Origin of the sequence: Candidatus Blochmannia vicinus (assembly GCA_030020825.1) — a bacterium.
GTDB classification, from domain to species: domain Bacteria; phylum Pseudomonadota; class Gammaproteobacteria; order Enterobacterales; family Enterobacteriaceae; genus Blochmanniella; species Blochmanniella vicinus_A.
This window is the reverse complement of sequence record CP125213.1, coordinates 442,862-460,153: the sequence shown is the minus strand read 5'-3', so window position 1 is coordinate 460,153 and position 17,292 is coordinate 442,862. Positions and strand designations below refer to the sequence as shown.

The 17,292-nt window shown below is 28.1% G+C and carries 11 protein-coding genes and 1 tRNA gene; 8 read left to right on the top strand and 4 right to left on the bottom strand.

All coding sequences use genetic code 11. From position 1 onward, the window contains the following. Positions 1-94 precede the first annotated feature (94 nt). Together gyrB and QMA81_01970 are read left to right on the top strand one after the other, a co-directional pair. Positions 95-2,512 carry a DNA topoisomerase (ATP-hydrolyzing) subunit B gene (gene gyrB / locus QMA81_01975; GenBank protein WHL25065.1) on the top strand — a complete coding sequence of 806 codons (2,418 nt, stop codon included), beginning with the start codon at positions 95-97 and terminating at the stop codon, positions 2,510-2,512. Positions 2,513-2,741: 229 nt separating this feature from the next. After that, positions 2,742-3,152, top strand: coding sequence for an Hsp20 family protein (locus tag QMA81_01970; GenBank protein WHL25064.1), 411 nt, complete (start codon positions 2,742-2,744; stop codon positions 3,150-3,152). A 151-nt stretch (positions 3,153-3,303) separates the two neighbouring features. On the opposite strand, the gene QMA81_01965 is transcribed toward QMA81_01970, so the two are convergent. Further along, the gene (locus QMA81_01965; GenBank protein ID WHL25063.1) at positions 3,304-4,311 is read right to left on the bottom strand and encodes an AI-2E family transporter; all 1,008 of its coding nucleotides are present in this window, start codon (positions 4,309-4,311) and stop codon (positions 3,304-3,306) included. Positions 4,312-4,745: 434 nt separating this feature from the next. Between QMA81_01965 and glyQ the strand changes: the two genes are divergently transcribed. Both glyQ and glyS read left to right on the top strand, forming a co-directional pair. Then, positions 4,746-5,660, top strand: coding sequence for a glycine--tRNA ligase subunit alpha (gene glyQ, locus QMA81_01960; GenBank protein ID WHL25062.1), 915 nt, complete (start codon positions 4,746-4,748; stop codon positions 5,658-5,660). Positions 5,661-5,684: 24 nt separating this feature from the next. Continuing rightward, a complete protein-coding gene (gene glyS / locus QMA81_01955) occupies positions 5,685-7,769 on the top strand; it encodes a glycine--tRNA ligase subunit beta (protein WHL25061.1) in 2,085 nt (694 codons plus the stop codon). Positions 7,770-7,933: 164 nt separating this feature from the next. On the opposite strand, the gene QMA81_01950 is transcribed toward glyS, so the two are convergent. Further along, a complete protein-coding gene (locus tag QMA81_01950) occupies positions 7,934-8,551 on the bottom strand; it encodes a Fe-Mn family superoxide dismutase (protein WHL25060.1) in 618 nt (205 codons plus the stop codon). 357 nt (positions 8,552-8,908) lie between these two features. Between QMA81_01950 and QMA81_01945 the strand changes: the two genes are divergently transcribed. Further along, positions 8,909-8,981, top strand: a tRNA-Pro gene (locus QMA81_01945). Positions 8,982-9,141: 160 nt separating this feature from the next. Continuing rightward, a complete protein-coding gene (locus QMA81_01940) occupies positions 9,142-11,214 on the top strand; it encodes a M3 family metallopeptidase (protein WHL25059.1) in 2,073 nt (690 codons plus the stop codon). Between the two features lie 351 nt (positions 11,215-11,565). Here the strand turns inward: QMA81_01940 and QMA81_01935 are convergent, their stop codons facing one another. Next, complete coding sequence (locus QMA81_01935; GenBank protein ID WHL25058.1) at positions 11,566-13,188, bottom strand: inorganic phosphate transporter; 1,623 nt, start codon at positions 13,186-13,188, stop codon at positions 11,566-11,568. Positions 13,189-13,529: 341 nt separating this feature from the next. On the opposite strand from QMA81_01935, the gene ubiA reads away from it, so the two are divergent. After that, a complete protein-coding gene (gene ubiA / locus QMA81_01930) occupies positions 13,530-14,402 on the top strand; it encodes a 4-hydroxybenzoate octaprenyltransferase (GenBank protein ID WHL25057.1) in 873 nt (290 codons plus the stop codon). A 199-nt stretch (positions 14,403-14,601) separates the two neighbouring features. Here the strand turns inward: ubiA and zur are convergent, their stop codons facing one another. Next, positions 14,602-15,075, bottom strand: a complete 474-nt coding sequence (gene zur / locus QMA81_01925; protein WHL25056.1) for a zinc uptake transcriptional repressor Zur — start codon at positions 15,073-15,075, stop codon at positions 14,602-14,604. A gap of 557 nt (positions 15,076-15,632) precedes the next feature. Between zur and dnaB the strand changes: the two genes are divergently transcribed. Continuing rightward, a complete protein-coding gene (gene dnaB / locus QMA81_01920) occupies positions 15,633-17,006 on the top strand; it encodes a replicative DNA helicase (protein WHL25055.1) in 1,374 nt (457 codons plus the stop codon). Positions 17,007-17,292 lie beyond the last annotated feature (286 nt).

Here is a 17,292-nt window from a genome sequence, read left to right as displayed (position 1 = left end):
TTGCAAAAACAGCAATAATTCGATGATGACTATCTTTGATATATATTTATAATTACTAATTTATATTATATGTGCATTATACAGGAATAAGGTCATGTTGAGCGCTTATGATTCTTCAAGTATTAAGATATTAAAGGGATTAGATGCGGTACGAAAACGTCCCGGAATGTATATCGGAGATACTGATGATGGAACAGGATTGCATCACATGGTGTTTGAAGTAGTGGATAATGCCATTGATGAAGCTATTTCGGGATATTGTCAAAAAATAGTTGTTACAATTCACCAAGATAATTCAGTGTCAGTTCAGGACGATGGGCGTGGTATTCCGACAGGTATACACGAAGAAGAAGGAATATCCGCAGCTGAAGTGATTATGACTGTATTACATGCCGGAGGGAAATTTGATAATAGTAATTATAAAGTGTCAGGAGGATTGCATGGTGTTGGGGTATCGGTAGTAAATGCATTATCAGAACGGTTGGAGTTAGTAATAAAAAGAGATTTTAAAATATACAAGCAAATGTATTATGAAGGAAAGCCACAATCACCTTTAGAAATTATAGGAAATAGTGAAAAAAGTGGTACTACAGTACGTTTTTGGCCAAGTCTTAAGATATTTACAAACAAAACAGAATTTCAATATGATATTTTAGCGAGACGTTTTCAAGAATTATCATTTTTGAATTCTGGAATTTCAATTATTTTAAATGATTACCGTAATAATAAAAAAGAAAATTTTTGTTGTGCAGGTGGAATAAAAGCTTTTGTAAAATATTTAAGTATTAATAAAATACCAATTCATCCTAATGTATTTCATTGTTTAGGAAATAAAGGAGAAATTAGTATAGAAGTTGCGTTACAATGGAATGATAACTTTCAAGAAAAAATATATTCTTTTACTAATAATATTCCACAAAGGGATGGTGGAACTCATTTAGCAGGATTAAAAGCTGCTATTACAAGGACAATGCATTTTTATATGGATAAAGAAGGATATAATAGAAAAGCTAAGGTTGTTACCATAGGAGATGACGCTAGAGAAGGATTAGTTGCCATATTATCTATTAAAATACCAGACCCAAAATTTTCTTCTCAAACTAAAGATAAATTAGTTTCATCAGAAGTGAAAACTGCCGTTGAGTCGTTAATTTATGAAAAATTGATTGAATTTTTTTTAGAAAATCCAGCAGATTCTAAGAATATAATAAATAAAGTTATAGGAGCAGCTCGAGCTCGGGAAGCAGCACGAAAAATTAGGGATTTAACACGTCGTAAAGGACTATTGGATTTTTCAACTCTTCCAGGTAAATTAGCCGATTGTCAAGAAAAAAATCCAACTTATTCTGAATTATATTTGGTAGAAGGAGATTCTGCTGGTGGTTCTGCAAAGCAAGGTAGAAATCGTAAAAACCAAGCAATTTTACCACTTAAGGGTAAAATATTGAACGTAGAAAAAGCACGTTTTGATAAAATGTTGACTTCTCAAGAAGTAGTAACATTAATTACTGCACTTGGATGTGGAATTGGCCCAAATGAATATAACCCAGATAAATTAAGATATCATAATATTATAGTTATGACGGATGCAGATGTCGATGGAGCTCATATTCGTACTTTGTTATTGACTTTTTTTTATCGTCAGATGCCAGAAATTATTGAAAGAGGACATATATTTATTGCACAACCCCCTTTATATAAAGTACAAAAAGGACATACAGAACAATATTTTAAGGATGAAGAAGCGATGAATAGATATCAAATATCAATGGCAGTAGTTAATGCTCGTTTTTATATCAATTCTGATACACCTCCTTTAATAGGAAAAATCTTGGAACAATTAATTTTTGAATATTATTTGATACGAAAAATCATTATTCGTATGGAACGTCAATTTCCGAAGATATTACTTAATAGATTGATTTATCATTCAGTTTTATCCGAAGAGCAATGGTACTATTATGAAATTGTTGAAACATGGATGGCATCTTTAGTTAAATCGTTGCGTCATTTTGAAGAATATGGTAACAGTTATGATTTTGTTATTTTAAAAAATCATGAGCATAAATATTTTGAGCCAATATTACGTATACGAACATATGGGGTAAATATAGATTACGTATTAAGTATGGATTTTATTAAAAGTCGTGAATATAGAAAACTAGTATCTTTTGGCATAAGAATGAATGAATTGTTTATTTCAGATAATGCATATATAGAATATGGGCTATATCGTAAAAAAGTACGTTCTTTTGATCAAGCAGTAGAGTGGCTTATGCAAGAATCTCGAAAAGGATTAATAGTGCAACGTTATAAGGGGTTAGGTGAAATGAATCCAGGTCAGTTATGGGAAACAACGATGAATCCTAAAAATAGATGTATGTTGCGTGTTACAATAAAAGACGCGATAAAAGCTGATCATTTGTTTACTACACTTATGGGTGATTTGGTTGAACCAAGACGTGCGTTTATTGAAGAAAATGCATTAAAAGCAACAAATATAGATTATTAACGTATATGAGATAAAAATATTGTGTATACTACAATGTAGTAAATCATGTGTTTTTACATTACTTGTTTAAATAATTTCACTATAATGTAATCATATAGTTGATATGATAAGTATCTATAGTACTATAATATAGATGGATGGTGATTTTAGAATGACAGATGTCAATAATTAAATTTTAATATATTTATATTTATAAAATTTAGCAAGCACTTTATTAGGAGTATTATAAATGCGCAATTTTGATTTTTCTCCGTTATATGGTTCTGTTATTGGATTTGACAGACTGGTTAATTTTTTGGAAGTTGGACAAAGTAATGGAAATTATCCACCTTATAACGTTGAATTGGTTAGTGAGCACAAATATTGTATTTCTATTGTAGTAGCTGGTTTTACAAATAGTGAATTGGATATTACAATGCATGATAATATGTTAGTAGTAAAAGGAATGCATGTCGATTCTCATCAGAATTCCAAAAATTATTTGTACCAAGGTATTACTGAACATAATTTTGAAAGAAAATTTCAATTATCTGAGCATATTCAAATAACAGGAGCAAATTTGGAATATGGGATTCTTTATATACATTTGGAAAGAATATTACCAGATACACTAAAACCAAGACGCATAGAAATTAAGTAGTAATTAGATTTTTTGTTGTATTATTGTATGTATATAATTAAGATTGGGCTTTTATGTAAAAATTAAATTTTTAGGGGCCCGATTTTAATTTTTATTTCTTTATTTTTGATGATTTTCGTCAATTACTTATATATGTTTTTGGATTAAAATATTAAATTAGTTTTTTTAAACGTAGTTCGGTTTTCAAATAAGCATAAAAAATTGGAGCTGCTATTAAACCTTCTAGCCCGAATATTGCTTCTAGAAAAATCATGGAAAGTATCAACTCCCAAGGGTTAGCATTAATTCTGTTTCCAATAATTTCAGCATTCAGAAAATATTCTAATTTATGAATTAGTATTAAATAAATAAACATTATCATCCCAATGCTTAATGAAATAGATAAAGCAGAAATAGTGATCATAATGTTGGAAATAAGATTTCCTATAATTGGTAACATACCTAAAATAAAAGTGATAATAATTAAAGTTTTTCCTAATGGCAAAGATTTTTCAATTAATGGCAATAAAATAAAAATCATAACAGATGTTAATAATGTATTTACTAAAGAAATTTTAATTTGAGCAAAAACAATATTACGAAAGGCTTGAGAAAGGTTATATATACGTTCTGATAGTTGGATAGTAAAATATGTATCATTGGTATAGTTTTTTGTAGATTTAGTACAAGATACCAGGGTACCAATGACTAGTCCTATTAGTAAAGTGATAAATCCGTGTAGAAAAGTATGCCCCATATTGCGGATAAGAATTAAGTTTGATTCAATCCAATTAAATATTTGATCTTTTAGTTCTTCAGTAGTATTCGGTAAGAAAGAGGGTAAAAAATCGGGGAGTCGTTTTTTTAAATCAGAAAAAATTCGGTTAATTTCAATAGAAATACTAATCTTATTAATATCTTCTGTAAAAAAATTAGTACAATTAATAATTCCTATAGTGATCACAATAACGATACTTATTGTTATTAGTATTACAGCAGTCCAACGAGCACGATTGATTCCAATAAAACGTTCAAAATAAGATGCAGAAGATACTATAATTTCATAAGTTAAAAATCCAGAAAAAAAGCAAGGAAATAAACCTAACGGTATAATAATCATTATTCCTGTAAATATTATTATATAAGAAATGATCATGATTGATGTTTCTTGAGAAATCATTGTTTATTTCCTAATAATATATAGATATTGGAAACATATAGTTTTTTATCAAGGTGTAGAGTAACTTAAAGATTTTATAATTTTATGTATGTGAATTTTTTGTGTCGTCATATAGCATATTTTTAAAGTTAATTGTAAAATTAGTATGTTTTAAATAATTTATTTATACTTTTTTAATAAATATTGGGTATATATGCAACAAAAAGCACATAGTTTTTAATAAACATAAAAATATAGATGTTGATATGTTTTAATTTATTATGTGCATAAGTATATGCTGATTTTTAATTTAAAAGATTTTAGTGACACAATGATAATTACTGTCAGTAAATATATATCATGTTTTTATTGTATGATTGTATCATAAATAATATTGAAATAATTGATATTATTATTTATATGAAATTTAAAAACTTTTAAATAAATAAGATAAAATGTACTATAGTAGCAATTCAAAGACTTTTCAAGGATTAATACAAGCACTAGAAAGTTATTGGAGAGATTGTGGTTGTATTATAGTTCAACCATTAGACATAGAAGTTGGAGCAGCAACTTCACATCCTATTACTTTTTTTAGTGCTATCGGTCCAGAACCTGCTTCAGTTGCTTATGTGCAAGTATCTCGTCGTCCTATGGATAGCCGATATGGTCAGCATCCAAATAGATTGCAGCAATATTATCAGTTTCAAGTGATTATGAAACCTTCTCCCAAAAATATGCTGCAATTATATTTAGATTCTTTAAAATCGATTGGATTAGATCATATTAAAAACGATATTTGCTTTATTGAAGATAACTGGGAAAACCCAACACTTGGAGCATGGGGCTTAGGTTGGGAAATTTGGTTAAATGGCATGGAAATAACACAATTTACTTATTTTCAGAAAATAGGTGGACTAGAATGTAAACCTATTACAGGAGAAATAACTTATGGACTAGAGCGGTTAGCTTTATTCCTACAAGGTGTAAATAATGTTTATGATTTAGTTTGGGGACCTAGTGCACAAGGATTAGTTACGTATGGAGATTTATTCCGACAAAATGAATTAGAACAATCAGCTTATAATTATGAGTATACAGATATTGAATTTTTGTTTAGAATTTTTGGTCGGTATGAAAACGAAGTAGAAAATTTAATTACTATGACGAAACCATTACTTATTCCAGCATATGAACGAATTTTAAAAGCGATACATATTTTTAATTTATTAGATGCTAGAAAATTAATTTCTATTACAGAAAGAAAAAATTATATTTTACGTATTCGTAAGTTAGCAAAAATTATTGCAGAAACTTATTATACATTTCGTAAAGAATTAGGATTCCCTACGTGTATAAAGAAATCATAATGTAATACAAGGATAATATTTATTATGAAAAAGTATACCTTTTTAGTAGAGGTTGGTACTGAATCGTTGCCATCAAAAATTTTAAAAAAATTAGGAAAAGACTTTTTTCATCAGATTATTAGTGGCTTGAAAAAAAATAATTTTGTTTGCGATAAGGTTAATTGGTTTGCATCTGCATGTCGTTTAGCAGTTAAGGCTAGCATAGGAATAAAAGGAGATTTTCATCATAACACTATGCCTATTCATCAAATAAACGATAATGATGTACATAATAGATATATTAAAAATGTATGTAATCAAAAAATTTTTACAACGAGTAAGATAAAGATTCAGAATAGTACACAAACCAATAACTATCAAAAAATATTGAAATGTGATGACAATGTAATAGTACATAAAAATTATGAAAATTTATTCTGTGAAATAATTAGCGTTGCTTTAGAAAAATTAAATAACTACACAATGATGCGTTGGGGAGATATAGACATTCCATTTGTTAGACCTGTGCGAACTATGACCGTATTATTAGATACATATCTTATTCAGGGTTGTTTTTTTGGCATAAAAACAGATCGAGTACTGAATGGTAATAGATGCATGCAAGATAATAAAATTATTATCGAGCATGCAGATTATTACCCAGATATTTTGACTAAAAATGGTTGGGTAATAGCAGATTATGTTGTTCGCGAAAATGTTGTACGATCTTCGGTAGAAAAAGAAGCTGAAAAACTTGGAGGTGTTATAGATATTCAGGATAATAGTTTGTTGGAAGAGGTTACTTCTCTAGTAGAATGGCCCATCATTCTTTCTGGTCGATTTGATGAAAAATTTTTAGACTTGCCACATGAAGTAATACTTCATATTATGAGATACGATCAAAGATATTTTCCAGTATACAATTTTATTAATGGTATGTTGTTACCATATTTTATTTTTGTAGCAAATATTATTTCAAATAATTATGAACCAATTATTATTGGTCATGAGAACGTAATAACTCCACGTTTAATGGATGCAGAATTTTTCTTAAGAAATGATAATAAATGTCGTTTAGAGGATTATGTTCCTAAATTAAATTCTGTTTTGTTTCATAGAAAACTTGGTACTTTACGTGATAAGAGTTGGCGTATAGAAGAATTGTCTGGTTGGATAGCTAATCAAATAGATGCAGATATCCAACAAACAAAACGTGCTGGATATCTATGTAAGTGTGATCTTATGAGTAACATGGTATTTGAGTTTCCTTCAACTCAAGGCATTATTGGTATGTATTATGCTCGCCGAGATGGGGAATCAGAAAGAATAGCAGTAGCGCAAAAAGAACATTATCAACCACGATTTTCTGAAGATAAATTACCTACAACTTATGTTTCTTGTGCTGTATCTATTGCAGATAAAATAGATACTATTTCAGGTATATTTGGAATTAAAGAATTTCCAAAAGGTAATAGAGATCCATTTGCTTTAAAAAGATCTGCTATTGGAATATTACGTATTCTGATATATAAAAAGTTACCGATAAATTTATTATCTTTAATACAAAAATCAGTGGAATTATATCGTGAACAACTGATTAATACGACAGTTGTTCACGATATCCATAATTTTATGTATAATCGTTTGTTTTCATGGTATTCCGCAAGAGGTTATAGATCAGATATTATCAAGGCAGTGTTAAACGTTGAGACTTCTAGTATAGTAGATGTTGCTTCTCGAATAGAAGCGGTAGCTGATTTTTGTACATCTAAAAAAGAGGAAAATGTTAAATTAAATTTAATTTATAAAAGAATATCGAACATTGTATCAAAAAAACAAATATCTCACAATGATGATGTGAAGTTTCATTTGTTTAAAATGCCAGAAGAAGTGAATTTATCCATTCAGGTAATTTCAATAGAAAAGAAATTGCAGGAATTATGTGCTCAGCATCGTTATTACGATGCATTAGTTGCTATGGTAACAATATTTAACGCAGTAAATGTGTTTTTTGATAATGTTATGATTATGGACGAAAACAAATATGTACAAATTAATCGATTAACTCTGTTGAATAAAGTAAAAAAATTATTTTTAAAGGTAGCAGATATTTCGTTATTACATCTTTAACTCCATATTAAGGATATGTTTGTTGTTTTTTATTTGATGAAAGCCCCTATTCGGATTAAAAAATCTCATATTCAAGCACGTAAACTTATAAATTAAATATTTAGTATAAGAGAAAGTGCTTGAATATGTTATAATATTTGATATATTAGTGAATTAATAACATTTTATACTTGATTAAATTGTATAAATACCTCATCCCAGTTAACTATATTCCAAAAAGATTTAATATAATCCAATTTGCGATTTTGATATTTTAAATAGTAAGCATGTTCCCAGATATCTAATCCAAGAATTGGGTATCCATTTGTACCGGAAATATCTGTCCCCATTAATGGGTTATCTTGATTAGCGGTAGATACTATAGATAAAGTGTCATATTGTTTTGTTAACCATACCCAACCTGATCCAAAATGACTGATAGCAGTTTTTTCAAAACGATCTTTAAAAGAAGAGATGCTTGAAAAATTGTATTCTATTGCATCTTTTAATGATCCTTTAAGCATAGTATTCTTTTTAAGAAATTTCCAAAAGAGGCTATGATTGATATGACCTCCAGCATTATTACGTAATATAGTTTTCTTTTGGTTAGGCAAATCATTTAATTTTTGTATTAATTCTATAATGGGTAAATTGGAAAATTCAGGTAGATCAATTAGTGCTGCATTAGCGTTATCAATATATGCTTGGTGATGTTTTGTATGATGAATCTTCATAGTTTGTTCATCAAAAAATGGTTCTAAAGCATCATATGGATAAGTTAAAGAAGGTAATGTAAAACTCATGATATACAGTTCTCCATGATTACGTGAATATTATAATGATAATTTAAAAATCAGTAATATTAAAAATATATAATAAATAACGATATTGTTTTTAGATAATTTATTGATAAATATAACTTATACAACATTTTCATATTACTCAGCAATAGAAATATATAATATATTTTTATTTTAAATATCTTCTTGTTATAAGAATGCATTAATATAATCTTATTATTTAAATGATGTTATTTCTTTTTTATTTATAGTTCAAATTTTTGATTAATGATGTTGTTATCAACTCAGATTATACTAATAATACTTGAGTTTTTATCTGTTATGTTTTTAGTAAAAGCAAGAAATGTTTATATTATAGAATGGTAAGGGTGTAGTTTGGTAGTGTAATATGTTTGGATCGTATAGGTCGAAGGTTTAAATCCTTCTTTACCGATAAAAGGTATATTTAATATTTTTGTATTTAATGATAGAGTAATGATGAATGAAATTTTTTATTGAAATCATTTAATAGGTAAATATATTTACCTTATATATCTAATATAGCGTAAAATTTGTAAAATTAGAAAAAATAGTTATAAATTAAGGTTTGCTATATGAACAATAATTCATTACTTTATTCTTTTGTATTTCCTTTATTTTCTTCTATTGATTCAAAATATATAAAAGAATCTATACAACGGGTTTTGACTAATTGCTATAATACGGTAGATCAAGTTGTATCAAAAGAAAATATAACTTGGGATACATTATACTATCCATTAATGATTGCAGAAAATGAATTGAAACGTATTTGGTCTCCGATAGCACATTTAAATTCTGTAAAACATAATTTAGAATTACGTAAGGTTTATGAAGAGAGTTTATTATTGATATCTGAATATAAAGATTGGATAAATCAGCATAATGGCTTGTATAAATCTTATCAGTTATTACAGAATGGAGATTCTTATCAGCAATTGAGTATAGTACAAAAAAAAGTTGTAAATAATATTTTGTTTAATTTTAGATTGTCGGGAGTTAATTTATCTCTGAAACAAAAAAAAAAATATATCTACATAACTTCTAGGTTGTCACAGTTGAGTTTAAGTTATGCTAATAATGTATTTGATGCAACGTCAGGTTGGAATAAATTAGTCACTGAAAAGAAGTTACTATCTGGAATACCAGAGGATAGATTGGAAAGTGCTCGTTTAGAAGCACAAGCTCATGGGAAAAAAGGATGGTTATTTACATTGCAATATCCTAGTTATTCTTCGGTACTTTTATATTGTGATACCCAAGAACTTAGAGAAGAATTATATTGGGCTTTTAATACCCGTGCTTCTGATCAAGGACCTAATAACGGGAAGTGGGATAATACTGTAATAATGGATGAAATTTTGGCGTTACGTCACGAATCAGCGAAAATGTTAGGATTTAATAATTATCTTGAAAAATCTTTAGTGAAAAGAATGATACAAAGCCCAGAAGAAGTATTTAATTTTCTTACAAGTTTATCTACTCAAATATCTCATAATGAATATAAAGAATTTTTAGAAACGCAAAATTTTGCTAAAACACAATATTCCTGTAGATCTTTAAATCCGTGGGATCTTGCATATTATAGAGAGAAACAAAAAAAATATCTTTTTTCTATTACACATGAAGAGTTACGTTACTATTTTCCTGAAAAAACAGTACTTCATGGTATGTTTTTAGTAGTGAATCGTATTTGTGGCATTCTTATTAAAGAACGTTATAATGTAGAAACATGGCATCCTGATGTACGATTTTTTGATATTTTTGATGATGAAAATAAATGGATGGGAGGGTTTTATTTAGATCTTTATATTAGAGAAGATAAACGAGAAGGTGCTTGGATGGATGAATTAGTAGGTATGATGTATCGAAAAGGTGCTATTAGCCAAAAACCTATTGCATACTTAACTTGTAATTTCAGTCATTCAGAAAATAAAAAATCGTCATGTTTGTTGACACATAATGATGTAATTACTTTATTTCATGAATTTGGGCATGTATTACATCATGTTATGACTCGCATTGATGTTCCAGAAATATCTGGAATTAATGGAGTACCTTGGGATGCAGTAGAATTACTTAGTCAACTTATGGAAAAATTTTGTTGGGAACCTGATGTATTACGACTAATTTCTGAGCATCATCAAACAAAGGAACCATTATCTGATTGTATAATAAATAATTTACTAAAAACAAAAGCATATCATTCATCATCTTATCTTTTACGTCAGGTGATATACGGATTGTTTGATTTACGGATACACTATGAGTATAGTCCAGGACAACAGGGAAATGCATTGAAAATATTTAATGAAGTAGTAAAACAAACATTGACTCATCATTTTCCAAAAAATTGGGAGCGGTTCCCTCATTCTTTTGTTCATATTTTTTCTGATGGCTATGGGGCAGGATATTATAGTTACTTATGGGCAGACATGTTAGCATCTAATGTTTGGTGTCGTTTTGAAAAATTAGGTATTCTTAATCCAAAAATAGGAGAATTATTTTTTAATAATATTATTTCATTAGGAGGAGTTATTGATTTGAGACAATGTCTTATAGAATTCTGTGAACGTGCAGTGACACTAGAATCTATGTTACGGCACTATGAAATTTCAGTATCTACAGATAATCATTTTTTGACGTAATCATAACCCATAACCTATTACTAATATAACATGATTTTAATGTACTGTATATGTTTTAAATTAAGAATAATAAATTGTTTTGTAAACCATTTTTTATTATTGTTATTATTAATAATATGTGGGACTGTTTTGTTTTAAAGGCAGTGTATATATTTGTTTTACATTGTTTGTTATAAGAGTTAGCGAAGTATAAATTATAAATATGTTGTATTTGCCTTGGTCTATAAAAATTTTTAATGATTAGTTTAAGTTATTAAAATAGGGTATCGTATATAAATAAACATATCAATTAAATTAAAAATAATAGCATTATTTACAATAATTATAAAAATTTTATCATATTTATTTAGTTTATATTTGAATATATTTATGTAATAATTTTAATGTAACCCAATAGAAACTTCCACTTAATATGATAGAAACAGGTAAGGTTAACGACCAAGTTATTAATATATTTTTTATTGTTTTTCTTTGTACTCCCCATCCACGAATTAGCATGCTTCCCGTGATAGATGAAGATAATACATGAGTGGTAGAAACTGGCATTCCAGCATAGCTAGCTGTACCTATAGATATGGCTGTAGTTAGTTGTGCTGATAGCCCTTGTGCATAAGTCATTTCCTTTTTTCCTATTTTTTCACCAATAGTAATGGCAACTCGTTTCCAACCAATTATTGTACCTAAAGATAATGATAGCGCAACAGCTAAAATAATCCAAGTCGGGGCATATTCAATTGTATTCAGTAAATGTTCTTTTAAATGATTAAGAAAATTTTTATTATTATGAGAAGTTTCTGGAAGTGCTACTATTTGATCTAAAATATCTACTATATAGATCAGCAATTGCCTCATTTGAGAACGTTGTTCTATATTTAGTTGTGCATAATTATCTAAATTTTCAAGCAATAATGAGGCGTTATGAATAATAGTAAGGGTTAATGATAAATCATATAAAAATTTTTTTATTTGCATCTCTGTGTCTGTAGAAGATAAGTATTGATTGAAATATGTTATGTTATTGTTTTTTACAAAAATTTGTGTAGAATCTGTGATGGAAGGAATAATAACTTTTAATTGATTTAATGCTATCGACATGGGTATAGATGTTATTTCTGATGGGATAATAGTTTTAAAACTGTTGTAGTGTTGAGTATAATATTCATAAAAATTGTTGACTGCATTTCGAGTACGAGATATATCATGACTACTGGCATTCATATCAAGCATAAAACTTGCTGGGGCTACTCCTATTAGCAGTAACATAATGAGACCAATCCCTTTTTGTCCATCATTCGCTCCATGAGAAAAACTGACTCCAGCTGCAGATAAAATTAGTACAACACGAGTCCATAATGACGGTTGAGATCTTCCGTATTCTTGTGTTTGTTGAGTTGGAGTGATATGAATATCTTTATGTGTTTTGCCATTATTCCAATATCGACATAGTATCAACATTATTATTCTAGCTAGTGTTAAACCTATTATCGGTGATATGATTAATGATAAAAAAATATTAATTAGTTGCGGGATATTTAATCCTTGCATCATTGGACAATGTGTAATTATTGCATGCACTAATCCTATTCCTATTAATGTACCGATCAGAGTGTGAGAACTAGAGGTAGGTAGTCTGAAGTACCATGTTCCAAGATTCCATAGTATTGCTGCAAATAGCATGGAAAAAATCATAGCTAGAATATGATTAGGATTAGTATTTGTAAAAAAATATGTAGGAAGTAAATGAATAATTGTATATGCAACACTTAAACCACTTAATATTACTCCTAAAAAATTAAATATTCCTGACATTAATACTGCGCTATGAGAACGTAATGCGCAGGTATAAATTACGGTGACTACAGAATTAGCAGTATCATGAAAACCATTAATAGCTTCATAAATAAATACAAGAATTAATGCAAGAATTAACATAATTCTGATATGTATTTCTAAGTTGAAGAGAAAATGTGACATAAGAAAATACGCCATTATTAAAATGATAAAATTCGTATTATCTATGAGAATCTATGTAGAAAAAAAAATTATATTTTTTATAGTGATCATATATACAATGATATATTGTGTTGTCGTATGATCATTCTTTTATAAAAAAGTTTCATATCAGTTTCCTATTGTATGTAACATGATATTTATTGGTATAATAAATTGCAATGGATACATATAGTAGTATGTAATTATTCATTAAATATAAGCTAAATGAGTGTCTTTTATATCATTTCCGCGCGTTGTTATAAAGATATCAGTTTTTGATAGCATTATAGATACAGATAATAATTATATTATTTACTAATTTTATGTCAAATAGGCTATTTTTTATTAAAAAGTTCTACAATTTAGCACAGTTGATGCGTATTAATCAACCTATTGGATTTTTTCTATTGCTTTGGCCTACTTTATGGGGGTTATGGTTATCAAATAGAGGCATACCCGAAAATGTTATTTTGATAATATTTGTTACTGGCGTATTATGTATGCGTTCTGCAGGTTGCATAATCAACGATTATGTTGATTATGATATCGACAGGCGTGTTAAACGTACTAAAACGCGTCCTTTGTCATCTGGCACAATTACAAAAAAAGAAGCATTAACGGTATTAGCAATATTGCTCATTGTTGCATTAGCATTGGTTTTAATTCTTAATTTAATTACTATATTTTTATCTGTAGTAGCACTCGTATTATCTGGAGTATATCCTTATCTTAAAAGATATACTTATTTGCCCCAACTAATGTTAGGATTATTATTTAGTTGGCCTATTTTAATGGCTTTTACTGCAATTAATCGTCCTATAAGCAGTACTGCGTGGTTATTATTTGCAATGAATACCATATGGACAATAGTATATGATACACAATATGCTATGATGGATAGGGAAGATGATAAATATATTGGTGTAAAGTCGTCTGCTGTATTATTTGGAAACATGGATAAATTTATCATAGGAATATTTCAGTTCATTATTATATTTATATTGGGCATGATTGGCTGGAAGGAACGATTTACTATATTATTTTATTTTTTTTCATTATTTGGAGTCACCATAATATTTGTATGGCAACAAATTTTAATTAATAAGAGAAAACAAATGAAATATTTTAAAGCTTTTTTAAGTAATAATTATATAGGTGCATTAATATTTGTGGGAATTGCTTTAAATTTGTACTAATGTAGAGGGAGTATTCATTATCACTCTTAATAATACAATGAAATTTATTTGCAGCTTTTAGTTAAAATTTATAATCTCATCACATTTTGTGATGAGATTATAAATTTTAAATCAGATCAATGTTTATTATTACTTATATTAGTATATATTTACGTATATTTTATAAAAATATTTTATTATATTAATTGTATATCAACAATTAAGATCTAAGATATGAATGTAATTGAATGTTAATACATTTTGTACATAGTCCATGTGCTTCAATAACGTTGTTAAACATAGTAAATCCTGTAATTTTAGCCATGTTTTGCAATATTTCTTCAATACCCTTTGTTGTTTGCTCAGTAACTTGTTTACAGCTATTGCAAATAAAAAAAGCAAAATTATGCGATAGCTCAAAAAAATAATGACATAACATAAAACTGTTAGTAGATTCAATACGATGAATAAATCCTTGTTCTAATAAAAAGTTTAAAGCTCGATAAATAGTAGAAGGTTTTGCATGAGGTAGCGAAGATTGTCGCAGTAAATGCAGTAAATTATAAGCGCTGATAGCTCCGTTGTATTGGGATATTAATCGTAATACTGCTAATCGTTGCGGTGTTAAACGTACACATCGTTGTTCGCATAATTTTTTAATTTGAGTTAAGGTTTTTTGGACATTAGTATTCATACTGTTCCTTAGTTATTAATTATATGAAGCGTGTTTCTATTAGCATAGGAGGTACAAATAAGATATATCTTAAAAAATAAAATGGTGTTTTACAGTCATTACATAGCGTTATTAAATTAAGGTTTATATAATTAATTGGATTTTTGTATAGTAATTATGTATACAATATTTAACAAATGAATATTGAAAATAATTGAAGAATAATCATATATAAACAACTTTATTTTATTATGTATAGTGGAATACTCTATATATTTTCAATATTAATAATTAATTACTAATATTGTACAGTATTCGATAGTTATGTTAGCGAAAAATACTAAAATGGATTGGCATGAAAACATGTTTTTATAATTTTATTTACAATAGTTTAAGAAACTGATGTATATATATTATGATATCTTCATTTATGGTATGGTTAGGATTTCAATTAATATAATTACTGTAGTCATTTTAAATAATATTATAAATACAAGTATGGTTCTTGATATTTAAGTATTTAGTATATTTATTCTTGAGGAAGATGACAAGTTTATACGGGAAACAATATTAATACGATGCATATTGCTCATGATCAACAAGTAAATAATATAAAAATACCACCATATTCGTTAGAAGCTGAACAATCAGTATTAGGTGGATTAATGTTAGACAATACTCAATGGGAATATATATCAATACAAGTAGATTCTGATGATTTTTTTAATTATGCTCATCGAATTATTTTTAATGAAATGAAGCGTTTGTTAGAAACAAATAAACCTATTGATTTAATAACGCTAGCAGAATCTTTGGAAATTCAGGGAAAATTAGAGTCAGTAGGAGGATTTGCATATTTAGCAGAATTATCAAAAAATGTTCCTAGTACTTCTAATGTAGTTGCATATGCCGATATAGTACGTGAGCGTTCGGTAATACGAGCAATGATTGCTATAGCAAATAAAATTGCTGATGCTGGATATAATCCTCAAGGACGAAGCAGCGATGAATTATTGGATTTAGCTGAGTCTCTTGTTTTTCAAATTTCACGCAGTAAAAGCAATCATAATCTTAATCCAAAAGGAATAGATCATATTTTAGAAAATACAGTGGCTCATATTGAGCAAGTATGCAATAGGCCAAAATGTGGTGTTACAGGAATATCCAGCGGGTATAAGGATCTTGATAAAAAAACCGATGGTTTACAAAAATCTGACCTCATTATTATAGCCGCTCGTCCTTCTATGGGAAAAACTGCTTTTGCTATGAATTTATGCGAACATGCAGCAATGACTGAAACAAAGCCAGTATTGATATTTAGTTTAGAAATGCCTGGTGATCAAATTATGATACGTATGTTAGCTTCATTATCTAGAGTTGATCAAGTACGTATTCGAACAGGACGGCTTAGTCATGAAGATCGAGAAAGAATTACTAGTGCTATGAAGCTACTTTTAGAGAAACGTAATATATATATTGATGACTCTTCATATTTAACACCTGCGGAGGTGCGTGGGCGTGCTCGTAGGTTATGTCGTGAACATGATGGTTTAAGTTTGATTATGATTGATTATTTACAATTAATGAGAGTGCCATCTTTATCTAATAATCGTACATTAGAAATTTCAGAAATTTCTAGATCATTAAAAGCGTTAGCTAAAGAATTAAAAGTACCAGTGATAGCAATATCTCAATTAAATAGAGGTTTAGAACAACGTATTGACAAACACCCTGTTAATTCGGACCTTCGTGAATCTGGAGCGATTGAACAGGATGCTGATCTTATTTTATTTATTTATCGTGATGAAGTGTATCATGAAAATAGTGATATGAAAGGTATTGCTGAAATTATTCTGGGGAAACAACGTAACGGTCCTGTTGGAACCATACGGTTGATTTTTAATGGACAATGGTCTCGATTTGATAATTATATTGATCCTATTCGTTATTGATACGCTATTAGTTATGTCAGTTATATTACAGATATTATTTTGACAATAATTTATATGTGTAGAATATTATCTTAGTGTTTGTTGCTATAAAGATTAAGTATAATTTACGTATGTTATTTTTAAAAGTATTTTTATTACCGTAAAAATAATAAAATTGTAATAAATTATTGCTTAAGAGTTTATTATTCCGTATGTAAGTTTATATGTAGTTTAAATTCTTTATTAAATATATTATTTATTTTTAGATAAAGAAAACTAATACAATATTAAAATCATATATAGGTAA